A 22,733-nucleotide genomic window follows, 5' to 3' on the forward strand; every position below is an offset into this window, starting at 1 on the left:
CAACCACGGCTGGCGCTCATGCGCGCGATGCCGCCCTCCGCCGGTTTAAGGCGCTCATCGTGATGATGTCGCTGGATGCAACAGCCCCCTGCTGCCTAGGGTCGCGTCAGCGCGGTGGATTCTCTCGGAGAAGAATTTCGCTCGGATGTGCGTCGCTTGGCGCTAGCGTTCGAACAGTCGGGGACCCGGACCCGTAAGCGCGGGGACCGCAGGAGACGCCGCACGGTGGGGCGGATCGAGGGCGGTGGTGGGAATGGCGGCGAACCCGCTGGTGCCCACCAGGCCGGTCGCCATAGGGCCGGCCGCATGGTTGGAGGCGGGTGCGGAGGCGACACCGCATCCGCCATCCGGCTCATGGCACGCGCCACTTCGTCACCTGCACCGCCAGCGTCGCCGATCCGAGATCGAAGGTGGCCGTGGAAATGTTCCTGGCCACGACGCGCACGGTGTTGCTGGACCATGCTGCGGCGTCGAGCTCGACGAAGCGCGTCGACGAGGCGAGCGCCGCATGGGCAAGGTCTCCCTGCCGCGCGCCGGTGACGGTGACGTCGATCAGGCTCGTCTCGCCCGGCGCCAAGTTCGGCAGATCCCACGCAACCTCCGCCGCGAACTCCCGCTGCCCGACCGGCAGGGCGGGGGTGCCGCAGAGCAGCGCGGGCGCCGCCTCGGGCAACCCGTAGAGCCGCAGCGCCTCGACCTCGATCTGTCCATCGAAGCCGACGATGCCGATCTGCGCGAAGGCGACCGCTGACCCCAGCCGCACCGTCATGCGCTTGTTCAGCAAGGCGTCGGCCATGGCCGCCCCACCGGTCCAAGCTTTGGAAGGGGTATTCCACAGCAGCGTGGTGATCGAGGCGAGCGCGTCGCCGGCGACGTTCTCCCGCACATTCATCGCCGCATCGAAGCAGCGCACGAAGATCCGCCCGCCGTCGGCGCCGCCGACCAGGGAATGCACGAGGGCGAACTCCTTCGCCTGCCCGCACTCCACAACGAAGGCCAGTCCCCGCTGCGCGGCGAGCAGCAGCCCGCGGGAGGTCGGCGTGATGTCGTCCAACCCGTTGAAGGACAGCCCGGCAAGGGTGGTGGCACTGGTGGTCGAGGTGACGACCACCGCCAACCCCTCGACGCCGATCTCGGTCGCACTGTGGCGGAAGGCCTGGGCCCGCACATTGGGCACGGACCCGAGCAGCCGCAGATGCCGCGACGCCGGTGCCCGATGGCGGTTGAGCACAGTGTTGCCGCAGCGGGTGGCGGTGGCAGCGTAGTCGATGCCGACCTGGTAGGTGTTGGACCAGGCGACCTCGTATTCGCAGTCCTGCGCGGCGGCGGTGTGCCGGGCGACGATGGGCGAACAGGCCTCCATGCGCAGCGCCCGGCCAATGATCGCCGAGCCGCTGGTCTCGTTGAGGAAGGGGATGGCGACGTTCGGATCGAGCTGCCGTAGCTCGAAGTTTGGGGCGTCGAAGACATGGCGGTTGTGGTTGGAATAGGCGCCGTCCGCCTTGGACAGCCGGATCCCAAAGCGGTCGATGGTGGGGTTGATACCCGTCGCCACCGCAAAGTGGCCGCCATAGTAGCGGATCGAGGTGTTCCAGGCGGTCGCGGTGGCGCAGTGGATGTCGAGACCGATGCGGTTGTTGAGGATGCGGCCGAGGTGGAAGGTGCTGTCTTCGACGCCGCGGCCGTCACCGAGGGTGCGCATGCCGATGGTGAAGCCCGAGACCAGGCGGAGCTCGACGACGGAGGCGTCGATGTTGCGCACCACGATGCCGATATCGGCCTCATCCAGCCAGTCGGACTGGGTCTGCCGGACGACCTGCAGCCCGGCATAGTGCTTCTCGCCGTTGCGGACGGTGCCGCCATCGCCCAGCGTCAGCACGGTCGCCGCAGCCGAGCCGGTGTAGCGGATGATCCCGTGCATGATCAGGCCGCGGGCGCCGCCGCCCAGGGTGACGCCGGCGGAGACGTTCCAGGTGCCGGGCGGGATGACGGCGAATTTCTGGTCCGCCGCGGCGCGATCGAAGGCCGCCTGGATGGCGGCACGGTCGTCGGCGACGCCATCACCGAGGCCGCCGAAGTCGGCGGGCAGCACCGTCTCGCGGTCGCGCAGGTACTTGGCGAGGTCGGTCTTGCTGACCGCGGTGTCGAGCACCAGCAGGTCGTCGATGCGGGCGGGCATAGCGGATGCTCCGGCTCAGAGCGCGGTGGCGGAGATCGGGCCGGCCAGGGCGGAGACGTTGCCCTCGGCCGAGACGGCACGCAGCCAATACCAGCGGGTATCGCCGGCACTGAGGCCACTGCGATCCCAGAAGAGGCTGGTCGGCTCCGCCGCCAGCTTGGTCGCGGCGGCGAGGCTGGCGCTGCTGGCCTCGAACACCTGGAGGCGGATGGCATCGGGCGGGAAGCCGCCGGAGAGGCGAATGCCGCCACTGATCCCCGTCGCCGTGGGCGCCGCTACGGCGGCCGGGACCAGCGCCTGCCGCCAGCCCGACACCGCCCCACTACGCGCCACCGCGCGCACCCGAAAGCCGGTCGGCTCGGCCGTGGGGATCGCGGCTGCCGTGGCGCCGAGGGAGCCGCCATAGCCCTGCCAGGCCGCGACGGAGGCGGGGAGGAACTCAACCTGGTAGCCAACGAGGTGCGAGGAGCCGACCGCCGCCCAGGACACAGCGAGCACGGCAAAGGCGGTCGCCTGCGGCGTCTCGATGGTGATGCTGGCGGGTGCTGCGATGACGCCCGGGTTCGGCAGCACCACCGCAGGGTTGCTCCCTGTCGCCCTCTCGTCGACCGCCGGGTTCCAGTCCCACACCGCGGCGTCCTCCTCCTCCAGGGTGAGGTCGACGCCGCCCTCGGCCGCCAGCGACCAGGCGGTCACCCGCGCCGGGAAGGGCGTCAGCCGATCGAGGGCGACCGTTGCCGCCTCCCAGGGCCTGAGCCGCAGGGCGGAGAGGTTGGCCGGGAAGGCGACGGTGCGCTGGCGGCGGTTGCGCTCCAGCTCGACCTTCATCAGCCGCTGCACCGTGCTGACCGAGGTGGTCAGCGGGAACTCGAGGTCGCGATAGATCATCTCGCCGCCATCCTGGGCGACGTAGTTGGAGGCGAGCAGCGGCGGGGCGTCGGTCGGCTGCCAGTTGGCGGCCGGCTCGACATAGACCGCGCGCACCCCGTTGAAGAGATCCCGCCGCGGCCGCGCGCCCTGGATGGTGACGTCAGCGCGCAGGTCGTCCGAGGTGAGGTTGGCCGCCGGCAGGGCCGGCGCCCCGGCATGGATGAAGAACCGCCCCCCACTCACGACCAATGCCCCGGCCATGGCGGCCGCGAGTTTCCTGGTGATGGCGATCTTGCCCTCGGCGAGCGACAGCACGCCGTTGGCGGTGTAGCGGCGCTCGTAGACCCCGGCCCTTGTGCCGACCAGCTCGTCGCAGACATTCGCCGCGGCCATCAGCGCGGGGATGTCGATGTCGGCCCAGGCTGCCCGCCAGCCGAAGGGCGCGGTGAGGTACCAGGCGAGCAGCAGAGCGGGATTGTCGGACCAGCCCACGATGCCGGTGCGCGGGTCGAGGATGGTGTCGGCGCCCTCGACGATGGCGGCGATGTTGGGCGGGCCGGCCGGGAAGGCCTCGGCGGTGAGCTTGAGCCGAACGGCGACATAGGCGCGGCCACGGCCGCGATGGTCGCTGGTCCACTGGCCGCCGGTTTCGGCGATCAGGTTGGCGTCGGCGGCCTGGTCGGAGGCGCCCAGGTGCCGGTCGATGCGCACCAGCCCGGCGAGCGAGCCGTCGTTCTCGACCTTGTCGCCGAGGAACACCTCGCCGATCGCCCGCACACGATGCGCGGCGAGCACGACGACGGAATAGAAGTAGCCGTCGGCGCGGCCCTCATCGTCGGTCGCCGAGTGCAGGAAGACGATCGGCCCGGAGACCTTGCAGCGGCCGAGGACGAGCTGGTGCTCGGTGACCGGCTGGCGGAAGGCCTGGGTGCGGCCGGCACCGGGCTGGCCGGCGTCGAAGCCGGCGATTGCGGCTGCCTGCGGGCTGAGGCTGGCCTGCTTTTTCTGCTTTTGCGGAAAGATCGACTGGCCGATAGCCGAGACGATGAAGGCGGCGCCGGCGCCAACCACGGCCCCGATGATGCCACCACCGACGGCGGCCGAGGCGACGCCGGCCGCGGCGACGGCGATGAGGGGGACAGCGGCAGGCATCGGGCGCGGTCCTCCGAGATGTCAGTCGATGCGCCAGGCCGTGGTGCAGGTCGTAAGGGGGGCGCGGACCAGGCCGCGGGGGCCGACGAAGGCGGCGCGGCCGCCATCGACCACGACGCCGAGGCGCGGTGGCTCGCCGGCGAGGACGACATCGCCGGCGCGGGCGAAGGTCGGCGGGATACGGGGAAAGCCCGCGCTGTCCGCGGTGGCCTCGAGCGAGGACAGGATCCTGGGGCGCGGATGCGCGCCGGTCACCGCGTGGACCGCGGCCAGGACAAATCGCCCGCAGTTCCAGCGATGGGCATCGAACGGACGCGTCTCCGCCGCGGCCAGCAGGGCTGCCAGCCGCGCAGGCCAATCCGGGCGCCGGGCCATCAGTTGGCCGGCAGCCGGATCTCCGCCTCCTGCAGGGCGGGGACGAACTCGAAGAAGCGATCCCCCGGATACTCGGCCTGCTGGTCGGCATCGGTGTAGCGCCGCACCTCGGCACGCTCGAGGTCGACGAGGCGGCTCTCGCAGGTGAGCGAGATGCGCGGCTCGGCGCCGTCCACCACCTGCATGGTGTCCATCAGCCCGGCCCAGAGGGGAAAGGGATCGGCGACGAAGGCACCCTCGGCATCGAGCAGCGCGCCCCACAGCCGCGCTGGCCGCAGCCGGAAGGACTGCTCGGCGAGCGCGATGTCCACCACCTCCTGCGGCACCGGGGAGAGGGTCAGCGTGATGCGCACCGCCCTGAGTTCGGCAGTCTCCTCGATGTCGGAGACAGCGCCGATGGTGCCCATGCCCTCATAGGTCACCCCGGCCCAATGCAGCGGGCCGAGCCCGGTCCAGGCGCGGATCGGCCCGGAGGCGAAGTCGAGTTCGACCAGCACCACCGGGGTGGCGACCGGGGCGGTGGCGGCCGCGGCAGCCTGGGGCGAGAGCCGCGGCGTGGCGGCGATGCCGTCGGTCATGGCAGGGCCTCCTCGAGGCGGATGGTGATGGCGGTGAAGCGGCCCGGCCGGGTCGGGTTCGCCCCCTCGTCGTCGGAGGCGAGCCGCATGGCGACGGTCGGCGTCGTCAGCACCAGCGGCTCGGCGAGCGGGGCGGCGGCACGCAGCGGTGGGGCGATCGGGATGGTCGCCGTGCCGGTGCCGGAGGCCACGACACCTTCCGTGGCCATGTAGAGCCGGCCGGCGAGGCCGATATGGTCGCCGGCGCCGACCGCCACCGCGTTCGGCCACCAGCCCTGGGTCTGCAGGGAGAGGGCGCCGCGCGCGGCGCCGGCGGCCAACGACGGCGTGCCGCTGCCCACCACCATCCCCGTCCCGTCGGTGAAGATGGTGGCGTCCGAGAAGGAGTAGGGTCCGCTCGGGACCTCGCTCTGGCTGCGGGGATCGCCGGTGCGGTACTCCCGCCGCCAGTCCCAGATGCGGACCGTGTTGGCGGAACCGGCCAGGGCGGCGAGCAGCCCCTCCAGCACACCGGCCTGGGTGCGGTTGAGCGGGTCGAAGCTGGCTTCGGCGATCCAGCGCGCGCCGTCGCGGCGCAGCACCTGGGTGGCACGGCTGACCGGCGAGACGAAGCGCAGCGTGTTGTGCTGCAGGTAGAAGCTCAGCCGCGACGGCCGCAGCGAGGCGGGCCAGGCGTATTCGGTCATGCTGACCTCTCCCCGCTACCCGCGCACCGTGTCGTAGGCCGCGCCACCGCGGCGGATGGCATCCAGCGTCATCGCCGAGGCCTGCCGGGCGATCTGCCCGGCGAGCAGCCGCAGCCGTGCCTCGACGCCGGCATCGGCGCCGCGGGCGTCGATGGTGATGCTGGTGTGGATGGTCGGGCTGGCCCCGCCGGGCACCGCGCCGTTGGGCAGCACGGTGCCTGCCTGGCGCGGGACGAACCATTCCGGCCCCCGCTCGCCAACGATGTAGGGCTGACCGGCGGCGACCGGCCCGCCCTCGGCGCGGAACAGCCCACCGAGCCAGGAGCCGACATCGGTGAACAGGCTGTCGAAGGAGATCCCCGACAGGCCAGCAGAGACGGCATTGCCTAGTGGCTCGGTGATGACCTTGCGGGCGAGGATGCGGGTGATGTCCTGCAGCAGGCCCTCCAGCACCGAGGAGAACTTCTCGCCCTTGACGATCGCGTCCTCGAAGGCGCTGGAGAAGGTGAGGCCCAGCTCGCGGACGGTGTCGGAGGTGCGTTCCGCGCCGCGCTGCACACGCTCCTCGGCGCGTTCCAGCTCCTCCATCGCCGCGACCGCCTCGCGCTGGACGGTCTCGTCGGGCACCGCCCGGCCGGCCCGTTCCGCCCGCTCCACCAGGCTGGACAGCGTGGCCATCCGGCGCTGGTAGCGTTCATAGGCGGTCTCGTTCTGCTGGATCAGCCGCTCGCGTTCGCGCAGCAGCTCGTTCAGCTCCCGCTCGGCCTCGCGCGCCTCCCGCGCGCCCTCATTGCTGGCGCGGCGGACCGCGGCGACGCGCGGCTCGAGGCGGCGCAGCGCCTCGTCGCGCTCCTGCAGCGCCAGGGTCTCGAGGCGCGTGCGCTCGGCCGCGGTGACGCCGCCCGCCACCTCGGCCTCGCGCAGCCGGCGGACCCGTTCCTCGTATTCGCGATTGATCCGGAAGCGGTCGTCGAGGTCGCGGGTGAGGTCCTGGACGTCCTGCGTGGCGCGGCGGCGCCGGGCCTCGGCGGCCTGGGTGGCGGCGCTCTCCTGCTCCGTCCGCTGGCGTTCGCCGGCGGCCTGCTCGCCGCGGGTGATCTCGGCCTGGAGGTCCGTGTATAGCCGACGCAGCTCCTCCAGCCGGGCCGCACGATCCACCCCGGCCTGCTGCTCGGCGGCGCCGACCAAACCCGGACGGATGCTGCCGCGGCGGACCGGCGCGCTGAGGCTCTGCCGGCCGTCCTGCTGGCTTTCCAGCCGGGCGATCTGGGCTGCCAGCGCCTCGGCCTGGCGGCGCATGCCGGCGAAGCGTTCCTCCTCGCTGAGCAGACCGGCGCCCTGGCGGACGCCGTCCACCGCGCGGGCGGCGGCCGACAGAGCCCGCGCCAGCGCATTGGACAGGCCGATCGCACGGTCGAGCTGGCCGAGGAAGTTCTCGGTCGCCGCGGAGAGCTGCCCGAAGGCGCGGCCGAGGGAGAGCGGGGCGCGGTCGAGCTCGGCGCCGAGCCGCTCCGTGGCGCGCAGCAGGGCCGGGAACACCCGTTCGGCGGTGAGCTTGCCCTCGGAGCCGAGCTTGCGCAGTTCGCCGATGGAGACGCCGAGTTCCTTGGCCAGCCCCTCGGCCAGCAGCGGCATGGCCTCGAGGATGGAGCGCAGTTCGTCGCCCTGCAGCACCCCGGAGGCCAGCGCCTGGGCGAGCTGGAGCGTGGCCGAGGAGATCTCGCCCGTGGAGGCGCCGGAGACGATGGCGACGCGCTGCAGGCCGGTGACCAAGCGGACCACCTGGTCAGAGGTAGCGCCGATCTCGCGGGCGGCGATCGAGAAGCGCTGGAAGGCGTCGACGCTCTCGGAGACCGCGACGCCGGTGGACAGCGCGTTGCGGTACAGCGCCTCGTAGACCGAACTCGCCCGCTCGACCGAGCCGGTAGCGTTCTGCAGGCGGGAGAGGCTTTGCGTCAGCGCGTCGCCGGCCTGCACCAGGGCGCGGGCCGCGACGGCCACGCCGGCGATCTGGATCCCACGCGTGGCGACGTCGAGGAGGTCCAGCGAGCGGGAGGCGCGCTCGGCACCGCCCTTGATCTGGTCGAGGGAGCGCTGGCCGGTCTCGCCGACCTCGCGCAGCCCGGCCTTGACCCGGGCGGCGTCGTCCAGCGAGAGGCGGACCGAGACGCGGCGGGTGGCGTCGGCCATGGGCTGCAGCCCTCCTTGCATCGGCCGTCACGCGTCATCGGCGCCGCGCGTGCTCTCGCTGCGAAGAAGCGGCCGGTCTATCTTGCACGCTGAACAGGAATCGCTCTCAACGCCGCCTCCGTGGGCCGCGGTGGGGCAGATCGCCGGAAAGACGCAGCGCAGGATGCCGACCACCCCGCAGCAGATCGACCTCTGGCGCCAAGCCTCGACCGAGCATCAGCGTCTCGAGTTCAAGGAAGCGAAGGCGCAGTACGACACGGATAAGCTCAACAGATACTGCGTAGCCATCGCGAATGAGGGCGGCGGCCACCTCCTGTTGGGGATCGCCGATGCCCCTCCGCGACCCGTCGTCGGATCGCGGGCCTTTCCCGACGTCGTGGTTACCGCAGAGCGCTTGTTCAAGGCCGTGGGATTCAGAGTGGACGTGGAGGAAGTGCAGCACCCGGATGGTCGCGTGCTCGTGTTCCACATCCCGTCACGCCCGCGCGGGACGGCTTATCACCTCGACGGTGCCTACTTGATGCGCTCCGGCGAATCGCTGGTTCCCATGAGCGAGGATCAGCTGCGGCGGATCTTTGCTGAAGGGCAGCCCGATTGGCTGGAGCAGCACTCCCGCACGGGTCTCGATGCGCAGGCAATCGTCGAGCTGCTCGATACCCAAGCGTTCTTTGAGTTGCTGAAGCAGCCCTATCCCACGGATCGCGCTGGGGTCATGGAGCGCCTCGCCCGAGAGCGCTTGATTGACGAAGTGCCCGATGGGTACGCGGTCCGCCGGCTGGGCGCGTTGATGCTGGCGAAGCAGCTCGCCGATTTCCCGGACGTCGCGCGCAAGGCACCGAGGGTCGTCGTCTACAGCGGCACGTCGAAGTTGGAGACGAAGCTCGACCAGCCCGGCTCACGCGGCTACGCGGCTGGCTTCCAAGGCCTCGTCCGCTTCGTGATGGGGCAGCTTCCGCAGAACGAGATCATCAAGGACGCGCTGCGCACCGAGGTGAAGCTCGTTCCTGAGGTGGTGATCCGCGAACTCGTGGCGAATGCGTTGATCCATCAGGACCTCGAGATGGCCGGCGCATCGGTCATGGTCGAGATCTATGCCGACCGCCTGGAGATCTCGAACCCAGGCGAGCCGATCGTGGCCGTCGATCGCTTCATCGATGGTTACCAGTCACGAAATGAGCGACTGGCGGACCTGATGCGGCGCCTCGGCATCTGCGAGGAGAAGGGCAGCGGAATCGACCGCGTCGTACATGCTGCCGAAGCCTATCAGCTTCCTGCGCCGGATTTTCGAGTCGGTCACAAGCGCACTGTCATCACCATTTTCGGACACCGGCCGTTCGATGGGATGGATCGCGAGGATCGTGTTCGCGCTTGCTACCAGCACGCCGCGCTCAAGTGGGTGATGTCGGAGCGCATGACCAATCAATCTCTCCGGGAACGGTTTGATCTACCCGAATCGAAGGCCGCCATTACGTCGCAGATCATTTCCGCGACGGTTGATGCCGGGCTGATCAAGGCCGACGAGAAGGTCGGCGGATCGCGGAAGTTCGCACGCTACCTCCCCTACTGGGCCTGAGTTCATTTTCGTGGTCATCCTGGCCACGACCCGGGAACCCCGGAAACTCTTGCCAATTCAAAGGGTTGTTTATTTAAGGCTTTCCCCGACCGGGCTTTCCTGAGGATCCCGCCTGGAGACTATCCCGGCCGCCATGCCGGCCCGCAGTGCCGACAGCAGTTCCGCTGCCACCCAGGACGGCGCGCCCAATTCACGTGCGACAGAGAGAGCCCCAGCAATGTCGAGGTCGAGGCCGGCCATGGTAGCTGCGATGCAGGTGGTGCCGGCCGACCAGCAGGCAGCGCCCTCAACGCTGGTGGGCGCGTGCTGGCCGTAGGGGCAGGCCAGGCCGCAGTCGCGCTCCAGGGCGGCGCAGCCGCGGCAGTAGTCGGGCCCGCGGCCGAAGTGCCAGGCGGCGCGGGCCCTCAGCCGTTTCCCTCGGCGGCCACCGCGGCGACCGGCGCCGTGGCGCGGTCCCAGAAGGTGGCGGCGATGTCGTCGAGGTCCATCAGGCGCTCGACCGCCTCGGGCGAGAGCGGCAGCGGCTTGCCGGCGGCGTCGCCGACGCCCTCCCAGGCGGTGACGGCGTGACGGGCGAGCGCCTTGACCAGGAAGGCGAAGGAGAGGCCGCGCGACATGTCGGGGTCGAGGTCCGGGTCGGCGATGCGGATCGCGGCGAGGCGGCGCGCGGCGGCGGCCTGAGCCGCGGCCATGACCGCGGTCGTCACGGGCCGGATCTCGACGCGGACGCCGCGCGGCAGGTCGAGCCAGTACGGCTCGGCCCGGAGGTCGAGGGTGAGCATGCGGGTGTCTCCGGACTTGAAATACGCCCGGGTCATGTCAAAGTCTGACATAACACGGGCAGGAGGACTGGGATGCCGAATGTAAGTCTGACGCCCGAACTCGAAGGCTTCGCGGAGCGCTGCGTGGCTTCGGGTCGCTACGGCAACGTGAGCGAGGTGATGCGGGCGGCGCTGCGGCTCCTGGAACAGCAGGAGGCGCGTCGCGTGGCCTTCACGGAGATGCTGGAGCGCGTTGAGCGCGAGGCGGATGAGAAGGGCTGGCTCACCGCCGACGAGGTGGATGCCGAACTCGGCGAGGTGATCGCGCGCGCGAAGTCTGCGAGGAAGGGTCGCTGAGCCCGCGGTTTCGAGGCGATGATGCCATCCTCTCCCCGGAGGCGCGCGTCGATCTGCGTGAGGCGGTGGCGTGGATCGCGCAGGACAATCCGCGGGCTGCAGAGGATCTGCGTGTCGCGATCCGACATGCTGCAGAGCTACTCGGGGAGCATCCCGAGATGGGGAAGCAGCGACGGGACCTTGCGCCCGAAAGCGTGCGGTTCCTAGTGCTGCGCGGGTTCCCCTACATCCTCGTCTACCGCGCCAATGCGGTGCCGCCGCGTATCCTCCGGGTCCTGCACGGCGCACGCGACCTGCCGGAAGTGCTGCAGGACCTCGAGCGAGAGTAAGGATCGCGGATAGCGTGTTCGGCAGGACGATCCGTCATCCCGGCCCGCGCAGCGCGACCATCGGATTCTCCAGGGGATCGCAGGTATATGACCAGGCAGTTCACACCATCGGCGACGCTTCTTGACGGTCTCAGAGAGGACATCCTCTGGCTGCTTATCCTCATTTACGCGCATCGTCAGAGGTGCGCTTTGCCTACTCTCGCGACGATGAGCTATGAGGCTTTCGCCCTTGAGGCTTTGCTTCTGGAGAGCGCGTCTAGAGATATCGTGACGCGCCTCACTGCGCTCGATGACGACGGAAGGGGAATTCGATCCTTCCAGTCGGCCTTTGCTGCCATGAAAAGAGAGGGCTTGGACCCTCAACGGACAGCCGCCCTCGACAAGGACGTGAAGGCCTTTCGGCAGTCATTGAACGACCTGAAGGTGAAACATCGAAACGCGTACATCGCTCACGTGCAGGAACTTGCCCAGGTCACGCCGAGGGTACTGGACGAACCTGTCGAATTCGCCGACTGCGCGTCGCGAGCGGTGAATCTTCTCGACGCAATGTCCGGCCGAACGCTGACCTACATGTTCAAGATCGGCTCTACAGATGAACTTGATCTGAGACAGAAGCTCGGCGCGCCGCCTCATGAGGTGCGATCAGTTAAGAGAACATCCCGATAGATGAATTTTCTGGGTGATGCGCTCACGCGTACTCCGTCCCCGCCTGCTGGTTCTTCAGTACCGCCGTCATCATCCGCGTCGCCGTCGCGTTGAAGGCGGCGCGGAACTCGAAGCTTGCCTCGACGCCACCCGGCCCTTCGACCGGCGTCTTGGCGAGCGCCAGGTAGACCTCGTGCAGCGTAAAGGTCAGGCTGCGGTTGGCATCGATCGTGTAACCGAAGGCGAACTCCGCCGGCTCGTTGTTCTGCGCCTGGGTCAGCAGCGCGGTGTCCGCGAAGCGCGCGGTGATCTGGCCGGTGGCGCGCGCGATGCCGGGATCCACGCCCTCGACCTTCCGGTCGGCGCGGATCGTGCGCACCATCTCCATCCCGTTTGCGTAGGTCAGCCGCGCGCCGGTCACCTGGGCGAGCGCGGCGCCGTTCCGATTGATCGCCCCCTGCGCCTTATTGAAGGCCGTGTAGGCAGCGCTGGTCGGCGTGCCGCCCGAGCTTGAGGCACCGCGCGTCGAGCCCTGCCCCATCAGCCCGAAGGTCGCAGTGGCAGGCCCTGTCGGCGAGAAGTCCATCTCCAGCGTGTCGGCGCGCACGCCGGTGCAGAGATCGTAGTTCGGCACGTCCGGATAGCCGATCTCGATGCTGTTCGATGGCAGCGCCGCGGCGCCGGAGCCGAAGCTGTGGATGAAGTTCGGGCTGGTGCCGGTGGTGGTGGGCGCGCCGAGCAGCAGGCGCAGCCAGTGGCCGATGTTGTTGAGGTCCACCGGCACCACCGCCTGGCCCTGCACGGTGACGGTGTCGAGGAAGGGTGCGGCGGGATCGCGGCTACTGCCGACGCCGATGACATCGGCATCGAGGAGCGGCTGCTCGGCACCGAGGTCGCAGGAGAGGAACGGCATGCGCAGCCAGTCGCCCGCGGGCGCGGTGCCGTAGGTCGCCTCGGGGGTCATGAGCAGACGGCAATTGGCGCCGATGGCACGGGGCATCGGAGATCTCCGGGATCAGCGGGAGGAAGAAGCGTCAGGCCAGCGGTGAGCCGGCGACGGTGAAGAACAGCGTGACGGGGATCGACGCGGCGCGCGCGGCGGCGGCACCCTCGAACTCGACATCCTCAAAGTCGGGCGCACCGGGCTGCGCCCATTCCACCGCGCCGCCGAGGGTGCGGTCGGCGGTGATGGCAGCGGCGATGGCCACCAGCAGAGCGTCGAGCAGCGCGGTGCGGGCCGCCGGCGTCGCGCCGCCGACGGTGACCTCGACCTCGGCGCGGTGCTCGATGGCCCAGGCGAGCGGCGAGAGGATCGCCGTCTCCTCGACTGTCTCGCCGTCGCGGATGACGACCAGCCCGCCCGGCGGCAAGCGCTGCGGCGCAGTCTCGTTTCGGAGGACCTGCGGGGCGGGATTGCGGGTGGCGAGCGCCACTGCCAGCCGGCCGTGCAGCGCCGCGATCGCAGCCTCCCGAACGCTCATGGCGCCGATCTCCCGCTCTCGCGCTCCCAGGCTGCGACGAAGCGCCCCGGCAACCGGCGCAGGCCGCGCTCGGCGGCACCCTGCACGTCCAGCCGCTTGGCGAGCTTCACCTGCGGCAGCAGCAGGAACATCGGCACCATGCCGCGGGCGAGCATGCCGCGCGCCCAGGCCTCGCGGCCCTTGCGGTTGCCGGTGCCGACCTCCGCGAGGCCGCCGGCAATCAGGCGCGTCCGCCGACGCCTGCCGGTCTGCTCCCCCTGGCGCAGCGGCAAGCACCAGACGAAGCCCCGGCCGGACTTAAAGGGGCGGAGGAAACCCTGCCCCGAGGCGACCATCTGCGCCGGCGTGACCCGCATCCCCTTCTCGCCGCGTCCCCGGCGCCCTCGCGCCGCATTGAAGCCGGTCGGAATGGCGAGGAATTTTCCCCCGCCCTTGGCGCGGATCAGCGCGCCGCGCTCGAACGCGTCGATGACGTTGGGCACCTTGGTCCAGACCAGCCCGGCAGGACGCAGCGACTGCCCCGCGCGGGGAAACACCTGCGACCGCCAGGCATTGGCGATCCCTCGCGCATTGCCGCCGAAGCTGCTGCTCACCTGCCCGCGCAGCTCCTGCTTGACCTGTTCGGTCTCGGCGCGGATCGCCGTCATCGCCGCGCGCTCGCCGGCCCGGACCTCGGCCGCGAGCACCTGCCGCAGGTCGCCGACGATGCGGGCAGCCAACCTCACGGCGTGCCGTCGCCCGGAGGCAGGCCGGTGCGGTGGCGGATGATGGCGACGGCGAGGTCGTGCAGCGCGGCTTGGCCGAGATAGCCGAACACGAAGGCGAAGAGGAAGCGGCCGTATTCGTTGAACTCGAGGAAGCCGCCGAGGGCATAGCCGGCGCTGCCGACCAGGGCGGCGGAGGGGACCTCCCAGGCGAGGCACCAGCCGAAGCGCCGGCGCTCCGGGTTGTTCCAGCGCACGAAGCCACCGGCGAGGCCGGCCGCGGCGCCGAGCAACAGGTCGCGCAGGATCTCCAGCAGGGTGAGGGCGTTCTGCGGCATGGCGGGAACTCCTATCGCTGGCAGAGCACGCGCCAGGCGGTGCCGGAGGCGTCGCGCTCGGCATGGGTGACGGCGAGCAGGTCGGGACCGAGGGCGAAGCTGTCGCCGGCGGCGAGGTCGGGGAGCTGGGCGATGGCGACCGAGAGGATGTCGGTCGCGGAGAGGATCTCGGTGCCGAAGGCATCAGCCACGCGGTCTGGCGAGGAGCGCAGGACGCGGAGGCTGATGGGCGCGCCGCTGCCGCCCTGCCGGTAGACGGCATCGCTGCCGAGATTGGGATCGGCAACCAGCGCCTCCATCGCCGCGGCGAAGGCGCTCATCGCCCGCAGGCGCCGCGGATGCGGGCACGCAGATCGCCATAGTCGTCGATCATGCGCGCCAGCGCCGAATCGCCAGGCAGCGCGGCCAGTTCCACCGCCGCCTGACGCTGGCTCGGGGCATCATACGGCACCACCGCGAAGCAGGCCGGCTCAGAACCGACCGGAGCGCAGGCGCCCAGCAGCACCATCAGCGCGATACTCGGCAGATGCCGCATCGGCTCTCTCCCTGGCATCGAGGCTGTCCTGGGCCACCTGGTGTTCGATCTCGGCGCGGCCCTGCCGCCGGCCCACGGCCAGCAGGGCGAGCACCGCGCCCGCCCCCGCGAGAACCGCCGCGACCCAGCCGCCGATGCGCGACCAACAGGCGGCGAGCAGCGCGGTCATGCCGGCCGCCGCAGGCGCCAAACCAGGACGCCGAGAATGGTGGCGAGGATCACCGCGACGGCGACCATCGGCGCCAGGGCGCCGAGCGCCTGGATCGCCGGTGCCGCCTGGGCCGCGACGGTCGCCACACCAGCCGCGCCGACCGCCACCGCGCCACGGCCCGTGCCGGTGGTGGTGGCGACCTGCCGCAGCGTCGCCGGCGCGGGCGGCGGCACGCCAGCCAGGGTCAGGGCGCGGTCGATGACGGCGGCCGGATAGGCGAGCCCAGCGCATTCATGGGCAATGATGGCCTCGACCATCGGGCGGAGCTGGTCGTGCCGGTGCAGATCGACCGGATCGTCGGCGCCGACGCCCAAGCGCCGCGCCACCACCGCAACATAGGCGCCGGTGTCGTTCTCCCCCGGCGGGGCCCAGCGGTCGATGATCCCCCGCACCGTCCGCAGGCCGTGGCGATCCTGGTAGGTGGTGAGCAGGGCCGCCAGGGCACGGATGCCGTGCTCGTGGCTCACGAACCGGCAGAAGCGCCCGTCCGAGGGCGGATCGGCGAGGCCCTGCCATTTATTGACAGGGACGTGCTCGATGTTGCCGGGATTGCGGTTGCGATAGCCCCGCGTGGCCCTGGGATCGATGCGGCTCATGCGCCGCTCGCCGGCACGCGGGCCAGCATCACCCGAACCGCGGCATCCGCTGCCAGCGCGGCGAGGGTACAGAGCCCGACCTGAAAGTTGCCGGTGGCGGTGGTGGTGATGCGCCGGTTGGTGTTGTCCCAGAACACCCGCGCGCCCTGGCTGATGGCGAGCGCGGGCTCCTTGGTGAGCTCGAACTCGCCGCGGGTCTCACAGTCCACAGTGGCGTTCTGGGCGGCGTCGGAGGCCGCCACCCCGAAGAAGGCGCCGACCAGCATGCCCTGGCCGGAGAGGATCCCGCCGGCATAGGGCACGACCATCGGGATGGAGCGCGCGTCGGGACGGATGCAGTTGCGCATAGAAGGGTCTCCTGAAACGCCGAAGGCGCCCCACCCCGCCCAGCCAAGCGGATGCTTGGCTGGGGACCCGGGGGACGGGCGCCCTCGACGAAGCTGCTGTAGTAGTGGGGAGGATCAGGTGCCCGGATTGAACCAGGCGCCGCGCCAGTCGATGGCGCCGACGCCGAAGTCGAAGATCACGCTGACCTCGACACCGTCGGCGCCCTGCACCGGGCCGGTCGTGACCTGCGGCCCCTCGGCGCCGTTGAGGTAGCCGTAGACATAGACGGGTGCGGCGACCGGGTCGGAGAACAGGTACCAGCGGTTCGCCGAGATCAGCGGCTCGATCACCGGCTGCACGAAGCCGGCAAAGACGTTCGCCTTGCCGATCTCGCTCGCGGCAACGGTGACGGTCGCGCGCCGCGCCGCCAGCTCCTGGTTCGGCCCGACCAGCAGCCGCATGGTCTGGCCCATCGAGATCGGCAGGCCATCCAGCGTGCGCTGCTTCATGATGGCGGTGCGGCCGGCGCCGATGGTGTCGGTGTCGAGCACCGTGCCGGTGCTGGCCTTGTTGGCGCGCACGGCGCCGGTGGCGAAGACGGGCGCGCTGCCGGTGGTCAGCGTCGGGCCGTCGCCATTGGCCGAGTTCACCAGCTGGTAGGCGGTGGCGTTCTCGAACTCGGCGACGCGGCGGCCGATGGCGGCGGCGAAGTCGGTGAAGGCGCCGAGGTCGTCATTGACCAGCATCGGCCGCGTGACGCGGATGCGCCGCGCGAAGGTCTGCAGGAGCACGATCTCCTGGCTCTCGGACATGGTGCCGACCTGGATCTCGCCGTTCTCGGCGAGCGGCAGCAGGGTCGGGAAGTCGCCGATGCGCAGGTGACGGTGCGGCTTGAAATCGCGGAAATCGCGCCGGAGGAAGATCTGCCGGTAGGTCGGCTGTGCCGGCTGGTAGGCGGCGAGCAGCATCTTGTTGGCGGCGGCGGCCAGCAGCAGCGGGAAGTCGGAGCTGGTGTGGAAGGCGCGCTCGGCCAGCAGGGTAGGATTGCGGGGCACGCTCCGCTCGCCGCGGGCGCGCAGCAGCTCGCCGATCATGTCGGAGGGGCGCCAGCCCATGAACTCGACGTGGCGCCCGGACCCCTGGGGTTGGTAGCCCGGCATGGCGCGGACGGCGAGGGCCTCGGCCATGGCGTCGAGGATCTGCGCCGGGTCGTCGTGACTGGGGCCGGTCTCCGGGCGGGCGGGGATCGCGGGACGCGGCCCGTGTGCCACCAAGGCGTCGAACAGGGCGCGGCGGGCCTGGTCGCCAGTCCAGCCCTGGGCAATGGCCTCGGCGCGGACCGGGGTGATGCGTTCTGCGGGCAGCAGGGCGCGGGCCGCCTCGACGGCGGCGTCGATGCCGGCGATGCGCTCGCGCTCGGCGCGCTGGGCCTCGGCTCGGACCGCATCGAGGTCGGGCGCCGGCGTGGCAGGCGCGACCGCTGCGGGTGCGGCGCGGGTCGGCTCGGGCGTGGTGGTCACGGTGGTCTCCTGGGGCGGGGTAGACGGCGCGGCGGAGGGCGGCGCCGACGGGGCAGCAGCCGGGGTCTCCGGCGTCGTCTCGGGCATGGGGGGATCCTCGTCAGGCAGGGCGGGCTCGATCGCCGGCGCGGGGAGGCCCTGCTCTCCCTGCGCCCGGACCGCGGCATCCCGATCCACCGGGACCGGCACGACGGAGATCTCGAAGGGCTCCCAATCCACCGCGCGGTGGACGGTCTCGCCGGTGGCGGCATCGGGCCGCGGCTCGTAGCGGTGGACGCGATAGCCGACGCTCACCGCGCGCAGCGTGCCGTCGGCGATGCGCTGCCAGATCGGCTCGACGTCGGCAGCGGTCGAGAACTGCAGCGTGGCATAGCCGCGGCCGCGCTCGAGGCGGGCGGCGGTGACGCGGCCGAGCACGTCGCGCGCACCACCGCGGCGATGGGTGTCGAGCACGGGGGCGCGGCCGGAGCGCAGCGCATCCATCCGCACCGCGTTCGGCGACATCTCCAGCTCCTCGGTGATGAGGCCGAGGGCGGGGACGAAGTTGCGGGCGCGCGCGCCGGTGCTCCACACCACCTCGACAGTGCGGGCGGCGCGATCGACGGTGGCGGGGGCGGTAATCGCGCGCTGCGCGACGATCGACTGCCCAGCAGCGGGAAGTCGATCGGGCGCAGCAGCAGGCTCCGGCGCGGGGTCGCCCCCGCCCGGTTCGATGATATCCGTCATGGTCAGCCCTCTGCTGGGGTCACGCGCGGCGGTGCCGCAGCGCCGGTCGCCGCGATCTCCACCGCGGCCATCTGCGCTGCGTCCTGCGCTCCGCCGGACTTCGCGACGCGCCGCGGGTCGGTGTCGAGCGAGATGCCGGCCTCGTCGAGCAGGGCGTTGGCCTCGCGGATCATCTCCACTGCGGCGCGGAAGTCGTAGCCAAAAGCGCCAGCCGCCTCGGGCTGCGGCACGAAGCCGGCGCGCACCTGGGCGATCAGGGCGGTCGTGTCCTTCAGCGGGTCGATCATCTCGTGCGCCGGCGGAACATGGCTGACGCCGTCCGGCATCTCCGCCCCCCACAACCCAAGCAGCGCGCCCTGGGCGTGGAAGCGGTCCGCGATGGGACGCACCAGCATCGGGATCAGCATGCCGTACTGCACCTGCTCGCAGAGCCGGCGGAACTCGATCTTGCCGGCGCGGAGCGACGAGTAGTTCGCCTGGGTCAGGTCGCCGGAGACCTGGTCGTAGGTGAGGCCCGCCCCGACCGCGGCCGCCTCGAGCGCCCGGCGGGCGAAGGCCGCGTGCGACCCGCCGCCCGAGGGGTTCACCACCTCCACGCTGCCCATGCCGCGGCGGTACAGGATCATGCCCGGCTCGAAGCTCTCGACCGTCCGACCCTGGGCGTCGCGCAGCAGGCCGGCAGCGGTGCCGGTCAGCGCTTCATCGCCCTCCTCCGTGACCACCGCGGCGAGGCACGCCTCGATCTTCGCCTTCATCAGCAGGGCGGCCTCGTAGTCGCCGAGGTCGCGCAGGCGCAGCAGCACCGGGGCGAGCCAGGAGATGTCGCGCAGCTGGCCGGGCCGGCGCTTGCGATAGACGTGCAGCACGTCGCCGGATGGGATGCGCTGGCTGCTCTGCCAAGTCGCGCTGGGCAGGATCCACGCGGCGCCCGGATGCACGCGGTGCAGCCAGTAGCCGATCGGGGCGCCGGCGTCGCCGAGGGCGATGCCCTGGATCGTCGGCGCGCCGTCGACCATCCCGTTCCGCGCGGTGTCGAGATGGTCACTCTCCAGCACCTGCAGGCGCAGGCCGATCGGGTTCGATGGTGACGGCGGCGCCAGCAGGAAGCGGACGAAGCATTCGCCGCTCTCGACGACCGCCCGCATCACCAGCGCCTGCAGGCCGTGGAGGTCGAGCCGGCCCTCGGCGTCGCAGGCCGTGCTCTCCGCCCAGCGCAGCCAAGCGCGGCCGTGCGCATCATCGGGCCAGCGGGTGGTGATACCGGCGCCGACGGCGTTGCCGGTCCACAGGTCGACGATGCGGCTCGCGTAGGGGTCGTTGCGCACGGCATCGCGGGCGCGGCGGGCGACCGTCGCCGCGGCCAGGCCAACCTCGGCATTGGCACTGCCCCCGGAGGATGCCCAGGCCGAGGCGCGGTGGTCCTGCGCCGCGGCATAGCCGCGCAGGACATTCCATGCATCACGGAGACGGCCCATCACCTGCTTCCCTCGCGCGAGAAGCTGGCGAAGGTGACGCTGGGGCGACGCGCGGCCCTGTTCTCCGCCGCGTGCAGCACCGCCAGCGCCCGCCCGAGCTCGTCGAGGCTGCGATATTCCACGGTGCGCCCATCGAAGGTCACGCGCGTGGTGCCACCCGTATACGCCGCGGCCAGCACCGCAGCCCGGCTGCCGGCCGGCTGCGCCAGCGCCCAGGCAAGAACAGCGGGGTCCATCACGCCGCCCGCAGCGTCGGCAGCGGCGTCGCCACGTTGCCCAGATAGGACAGTCCGTTCGGCGGGCTGGGCATGATCGGCACACCGGCCTGGTGGGTCAGCGCCGCGAAGAACCCGTTTTCGCTGCCGGTGCCGCCACCGGCGCCGCCATCGGCCACGGCCGAGCCGAGCAGCAGCGTGTTGCCGCCGCTGAACGCCTGGGTGGAGGTGCCGCGCACCGAGGGCGCCCCGGAGAAGCACAACAGCAGCCACCAGACCCCAGCCGAGATCCAACGCGGCTGCGCGAAGGGGCAGAGCGCGTTGCCGGCCGCAGTCGTGTCGGCGTCCGCTACCGGCTCCTCGATGAGGCGCCCCGGATGCCCAGTGCCATCGTCGGCAGCCAAAGCCATACGCAGGAGGCCGGCTGCGCCGGTCGTCACGCTCACCGCCATGGCCGAGAACAGCCCGGGACGCGCCAGCATGTAGGGCACGCAAAAGAGCCGGTTCGCGGTCATCGCGACGGCGCCGCCCACGGCGCGCGCATGCTGCGAGGCATAGAAGCGCCCCGAGACGTAGGGCAGCATCGCCGGCGCCGGCGGCAGGTAGTGCTGGAACAGCGCGGTCATGCGAGCGGCCGGATGCCGAGGGTGAGCAGCCGCTCCGCCGCCTGGTTCACTGGCGCGGCGGCAAGGCCGGAGCGCAGGCGCAGCCAGCGCCAGCCGAGCAGCAGCGTCGGCGGCAGGGTGAGGGCGCGGCCGGCTGTGGCTGTCAGCACCACCTCGTTGCCGAGATGGTCGTAGAGATCCGCCCAGGCTGCAGGCTCGCCCTCGTCGAGCGAGCCCTGCAAGGTGAGCGGCGCATCGGTCCAGGCGGCGGGCAGCAGCAGCAGGCAGACGCCATAGCCGACGCTGGCGACGGGTCCGCTCAGCGCCTGGCCGGCGGCGATGCTGGTGCGCACGGGCACAATCGTGGTCATCAGAATCTCCAGTGTCAGCGCAGCCAACCGCCGCGCGGGGCGAGCCAACCACGCGGGCGATGGGTGTCAGGCGCGGCCGGCGGCGGCGACGGGGGAGCGATATTCCCGGCGGCGGGAAGCCCGCTCGGCCGCAGCGGGGCATCGGCGATCTGGTCCCGCAGCTGCTGCCAGAAGCGCTCGCCGTAGCGGTCGGCGCCGAGCAGCCACAGCGCGGCGCGGGCGAGCACGGCGCAGTCCAGCGCCTCGTTCCTCTCGCGCAGCTTCGCCCATTCCTGCCGGGCGAAGCCGCGCCGGTCCTTCGCCGTGCGCAACTGCTCGGCGACCAGCTGCTTGACCCACTCGACCTCAATCGCCCGCGACAGATGCACCCAGCCGGGCGGGAATTCCTCCGCGTCACCGCGGCCGAGCCAAAGCCGGCGGTAGAGGTCCGCCTTCCAGGTCGAGACCGAGACGGTCCAGAGCTTGAGGCCGCGCCGCAGCTTGCGCCCGTCGACCAGGGCATCGACCGGTGTCGGGCCCTGCACCGGCTGCGCGCGGTTCCAGCCGTCCACGCCCTTGGTCGGCGCGATGCGCGGATCCCGCAGGCGGCGGAGGTGGCCATACACGGCGGCGGTGTCGCGGCCGCCGGTGTCGACGCAGAGCCGGGCAATGCGCATCGCACCACCACCATGGCGGGGCCAGTCCCGCGCCAGCACCTTCGCCAGTTCGTCCCAGGGCTCCCGCTCGCGCGGGCTGCCGGGGATCACGACGTGATCCACCAGCCAGGACGAGAAGCCTTCCGCCCAGCCCCAGACGTCGCATTCCAGGCGATCGTCCTGGACGTCCACGCCGGCCGTCAGCACCAGGGCGCCGGTGGGCACCACGCCCATCGGAAAGTCCTCGCGGCGCTCGACGAGCCGCTCCCAATCCGGCGCCTCGCCCTGCTCCTGCCAGGTCTCGCCCAGGACGGTGTTCTTGAAGGTCTTGATGTCCTCGGGCTTGCCCTGCGCCGCCTCCCAGTCGCGCGCGATCTGCGCCCAGGAGAGCCAGCCCACCGGCGAGTAGAGCGCCGAGATGTGGAAGCCGATGGTGTGCGGATCCTGGCCCTCGGCCGTCGCGCGCCATTCGCCAGCGCCGAGCATCGCGGTCTTGTCGTGCTCCTGCATGGGGTGGTCGCAGGCGGTGCAGTGATACCGCGCTGTCTCGGGCACACCCTTGTCCCAGATCAGCCGCTCAAAGCGCAGCCACTGCATCTCCCCGCATTCGGGGCATGGCACGAAGAACCGCCGCTGGTCGGAGGCGAGATACTCCCGCTCGATGCGGCTGCGGCCGGCGATGGTGGGCGTGCTGACCAGGAAGGCTTTGCGCCGCCAGCCGAAGGTGCGGGCGCGGGCCTCGGCCAGGGCGATGGGATCTCCTTCGCCGGCGACGTCACCGGGATAGGCGTCCACCTCGTCGAGAAACAGGAACCGCGCCGTCATCGAGCGCAGTCCCACCGCACTGTTCGCCCCGGTGAGGACCAGGATGCCGCCGGGGAATTCCTTCGACAGCATGGTGTTGCCGCTATCGCGGGCCCGTGCCGGCGCCACGCGCTCCCGCAGCGCCGGCGTTTCCTCCAGCAGCGGGTCAATGCGTTGGCGGGAAAAGCGCTTGGCCAGTTCCACGGTCGGCTGCACCGCGAGCGCGGGCGCCGGCACGTGGTGCATGATGTAGCCAAGCCAGTTGTTGCCGCTTTCCGTGGCGCCGACCTGCGCGCCCTTCATGAAGACGACGCGCCGGGCGGGATGCACGGCGGAGAGTGCGTCCATCACGTCCTTCAGGTAGGGCGTGCGGCTGGTCCGCCACGGGCCGGGTTCCGCGGAAGCACGGCTGCCGAGCATACGGTGCCGCTCGGCCCATTCTGAGACGGTGAGCTGCGGCGGCGGGCGCAGCATGGAGCCCACGCGACGGCGCAC

Annotated in this window: 26 protein-coding genes; 4 read left to right on the forward strand and 22 right to left on the reverse strand. The window is 71.2% G+C overall.

The window, feature by feature from the left end; all coding sequences use genetic code 11:
- Nucleotides 1-352: 352 nt before the first annotated feature.
- From DFH01_RS25660 to DFH01_RS25685, 6 genes are read right to left on the reverse strand one after another with little or no spacing between them, the layout of a single operon-like run.
- Nucleotides 353-2,179, reverse strand: a complete 1,827-nt coding sequence (locus tag DFH01_RS25660; protein ID WP_109873378.1) for a pectate lyase family protein — start codon at nucleotides 2,177-2,179, stop codon at nucleotides 353-355.
- 15 nt (nucleotides 2,180-2,194) lie between these two features.
- Nucleotides 2,195-4,201 carry a phage tail protein gene (locus DFH01_RS29090; RefSeq protein ID WP_109873379.1) on the reverse strand — a complete coding sequence of 669 codons (2,007 nt, stop codon included), beginning with the start codon at nucleotides 4,199-4,201 and terminating at the stop codon, nucleotides 2,195-2,197.
- Nucleotides 4,202-4,222: 21 nt separating this feature from the next.
- Entirely contained in the window at nucleotides 4,223-4,576 is a 354-nt protein-coding gene (locus DFH01_RS25670) for a DUF6950 family protein (protein ID WP_109873380.1), read from the reverse strand.
- A complete protein-coding gene (locus DFH01_RS25675; protein WP_109873381.1) occupies nucleotides 4,576-5,154 on the reverse strand; it encodes a hypothetical protein in 579 nt (192 codons plus the stop codon). The genes DFH01_RS25670 and DFH01_RS25675 overlap by 1 nt, the downstream gene beginning before the upstream one ends.
- Entirely contained in the window at nucleotides 5,151-5,840 is a 690-nt protein-coding gene (locus DFH01_RS25680; protein WP_109873382.1) for a hypothetical protein, read from the reverse strand. The genes DFH01_RS25675 and DFH01_RS25680 overlap by 4 nt, the downstream gene beginning before the upstream one ends.
- A gap of 15 nt (nucleotides 5,841-5,855) precedes the next feature.
- Entirely contained in the window at nucleotides 5,856-8,030 is a 2,175-nt protein-coding gene (locus DFH01_RS25685) for a tape measure protein (protein ID WP_109873383.1), read from the reverse strand.
- 163 nt (nucleotides 8,031-8,193) lie between these two features.
- Between DFH01_RS25685 and DFH01_RS25690 the strand changes: the two genes are divergently transcribed.
- On the forward strand, nucleotides 8,194-9,603 hold the full coding sequence (locus DFH01_RS25690) for an ATP-binding protein (RefSeq protein WP_109873468.1): 1,410 nt from the start codon (nucleotides 8,194-8,196) through the stop codon (nucleotides 9,601-9,603).
- 404 nt (nucleotides 9,604-10,007) lie between these two features.
- On the opposite strand, the gene DFH01_RS25695 is transcribed toward DFH01_RS25690, so the two are convergent.
- The gene (locus DFH01_RS25695) at nucleotides 10,008-10,385 is read right to left on the reverse strand and encodes a phage-derived protein YdaY family protein (RefSeq protein ID WP_109873384.1); all 378 of its coding nucleotides are present in this window, start codon (nucleotides 10,383-10,385) and stop codon (nucleotides 10,008-10,010) included.
- Between the two features lie 72 nt (nucleotides 10,386-10,457).
- Between DFH01_RS25695 and DFH01_RS25700 the strand changes: the two genes are divergently transcribed.
- The 3 genes from DFH01_RS25700 (at nucleotide 10,458) to DFH01_RS25710 (ending at nucleotide 11,716) form a co-directional block, all read left to right on the forward strand.
- The gene (locus tag DFH01_RS25700; RefSeq protein WP_109873385.1) at nucleotides 10,458-10,721 is read left to right on the forward strand and encodes a type II toxin-antitoxin system ParD family antitoxin; all 264 of its coding nucleotides are present in this window, start codon (nucleotides 10,458-10,460) and stop codon (nucleotides 10,719-10,721) included.
- Between the two features lie 26 nt (nucleotides 10,722-10,747).
- On the forward strand, nucleotides 10,748-11,050 hold the full coding sequence (locus DFH01_RS25705) for a type II toxin-antitoxin system RelE/ParE family toxin (protein WP_269846297.1): 303 nt from the start codon (nucleotides 10,748-10,750) through the stop codon (nucleotides 11,048-11,050).
- 87 nt (nucleotides 11,051-11,137) lie between these two features.
- A complete protein-coding gene (locus tag DFH01_RS25710; RefSeq protein ID WP_109873387.1) occupies nucleotides 11,138-11,716 on the forward strand; it encodes a hypothetical protein in 579 nt (192 codons plus the stop codon).
- 22 nt (nucleotides 11,717-11,738) lie between these two features.
- Here DFH01_RS25710 and DFH01_RS25715 read toward each other — a convergent pair whose 3' ends face one another.
- The 15 genes from DFH01_RS25715 to DFH01_RS25780 form a co-directional block, all read right to left on the reverse strand.
- Entirely contained in the window at nucleotides 11,739-12,695 is a 957-nt protein-coding gene (locus DFH01_RS25715) for a phage tail tube protein (RefSeq protein ID WP_109873388.1), read from the reverse strand.
- 34 nt (nucleotides 12,696-12,729) lie between these two features.
- Nucleotides 12,730-13,176: a hypothetical protein gene (locus DFH01_RS25720; RefSeq protein WP_109873389.1), complete on the reverse strand. Its 447-nt coding sequence runs from the start codon at nucleotides 13,174-13,176 to the stop codon at nucleotides 12,730-12,732.
- Complete coding sequence (locus tag DFH01_RS25725) at nucleotides 13,173-13,901, reverse strand: DUF6441 family protein (protein WP_109873390.1); 729 nt, start codon at nucleotides 13,899-13,901, stop codon at nucleotides 13,173-13,175. Before DFH01_RS25725 ends, DFH01_RS25720 begins: the two co-directional genes overlap by 4 nt.
- Nucleotides 13,898-14,218, reverse strand: coding sequence for a phage holin family protein (locus DFH01_RS25730; RefSeq protein ID WP_109873391.1), 321 nt, complete (start codon nucleotides 14,216-14,218; stop codon nucleotides 13,898-13,900). The genes DFH01_RS25725 and DFH01_RS25730 overlap by 4 nt, the downstream gene beginning before the upstream one ends.
- A gap of 11 nt (nucleotides 14,219-14,229) precedes the next feature.
- The gene (locus DFH01_RS25735) at nucleotides 14,230-14,538 is read right to left on the reverse strand and encodes a head-tail joining protein (RefSeq protein WP_109873392.1); all 309 of its coding nucleotides are present in this window, start codon (nucleotides 14,536-14,538) and stop codon (nucleotides 14,230-14,232) included.
- Nucleotides 14,535-14,726 carry a hypothetical protein gene (locus DFH01_RS25740; protein WP_146217147.1) on the reverse strand — a complete coding sequence of 64 codons (192 nt, stop codon included), beginning with the start codon at nucleotides 14,724-14,726 and terminating at the stop codon, nucleotides 14,535-14,537. The genes DFH01_RS25735 and DFH01_RS25740 overlap by 4 nt, the downstream gene beginning before the upstream one ends.
- Nucleotides 14,689-14,922: a hypothetical protein gene (locus DFH01_RS27945; RefSeq protein ID WP_146217148.1), complete on the reverse strand. Its 234-nt coding sequence runs from the start codon at nucleotides 14,920-14,922 to the stop codon at nucleotides 14,689-14,691. Before DFH01_RS27945 ends, DFH01_RS25740 begins: the two co-directional genes overlap by 38 nt.
- Nucleotides 14,919-15,560, reverse strand: a complete 642-nt coding sequence (locus DFH01_RS28940; RefSeq protein WP_233256293.1) for a structural protein — start codon at nucleotides 15,558-15,560, stop codon at nucleotides 14,919-14,921. Before DFH01_RS28940 ends, DFH01_RS27945 begins: the two co-directional genes overlap by 4 nt.
- Complete coding sequence (locus tag DFH01_RS25750; protein ID WP_109873394.1) at nucleotides 15,557-15,907, reverse strand: DUF2190 family protein; 351 nt, start codon at nucleotides 15,905-15,907, stop codon at nucleotides 15,557-15,559. Before DFH01_RS25750 ends, DFH01_RS28940 begins: the two co-directional genes overlap by 4 nt.
- Nucleotides 15,908-16,021: 114 nt before the next feature.
- Nucleotides 16,022-18,133, reverse strand: coding sequence for a prohead protease/major capsid protein fusion protein (locus tag DFH01_RS25755; RefSeq protein WP_109873395.1), 2,112 nt, complete (start codon nucleotides 18,131-18,133; stop codon nucleotides 16,022-16,024).
- A gap of 2 nt (nucleotides 18,134-18,135) precedes the next feature.
- On the reverse strand, nucleotides 18,136-19,608 hold the full coding sequence (locus DFH01_RS25760) for a phage portal protein (RefSeq protein WP_109873396.1): 1,473 nt from the start codon (nucleotides 19,606-19,608) through the stop codon (nucleotides 18,136-18,138).
- Nucleotides 19,608-19,844 (reverse strand): phage head-tail joining protein, encoded by a 237-nt coding sequence (locus tag DFH01_RS25765; protein ID WP_109873397.1) that lies wholly within the window; start codon nucleotides 19,842-19,844, stop codon nucleotides 19,608-19,610. The genes DFH01_RS25760 and DFH01_RS25765 overlap by 1 nt, the downstream gene beginning before the upstream one ends.
- Nucleotides 19,844-20,449 (reverse strand): hypothetical protein, encoded by a 606-nt coding sequence (locus tag DFH01_RS25770; protein ID WP_109873398.1) that lies wholly within the window; start codon nucleotides 20,447-20,449, stop codon nucleotides 19,844-19,846. Before DFH01_RS25770 ends, DFH01_RS25765 begins: the two co-directional genes overlap by 1 nt.
- Nucleotides 20,446-20,799, reverse strand: a complete 354-nt coding sequence (locus DFH01_RS25775; RefSeq protein WP_109873399.1) for a hypothetical protein — start codon at nucleotides 20,797-20,799, stop codon at nucleotides 20,446-20,448. The genes DFH01_RS25770 and DFH01_RS25775 overlap by 4 nt, the downstream gene beginning before the upstream one ends.
- Before the next feature lie 14 nt (nucleotides 20,800-20,813).
- On the reverse strand, nucleotides 20,814-22,733 hold the full coding sequence (locus DFH01_RS25780; protein ID WP_332903299.1) for a phage terminase large subunit family protein: 1,920 nt from the start codon (nucleotides 22,731-22,733) through the stop codon (nucleotides 20,814-20,816).

It is taken from the genome of Falsiroseomonas bella, from assembly GCF_003173615.1.
Classification (GTDB): Bacteria; Pseudomonadota; Alphaproteobacteria; order Acetobacterales; family Acetobacteraceae; genus Falsiroseomonas; species Falsiroseomonas bella.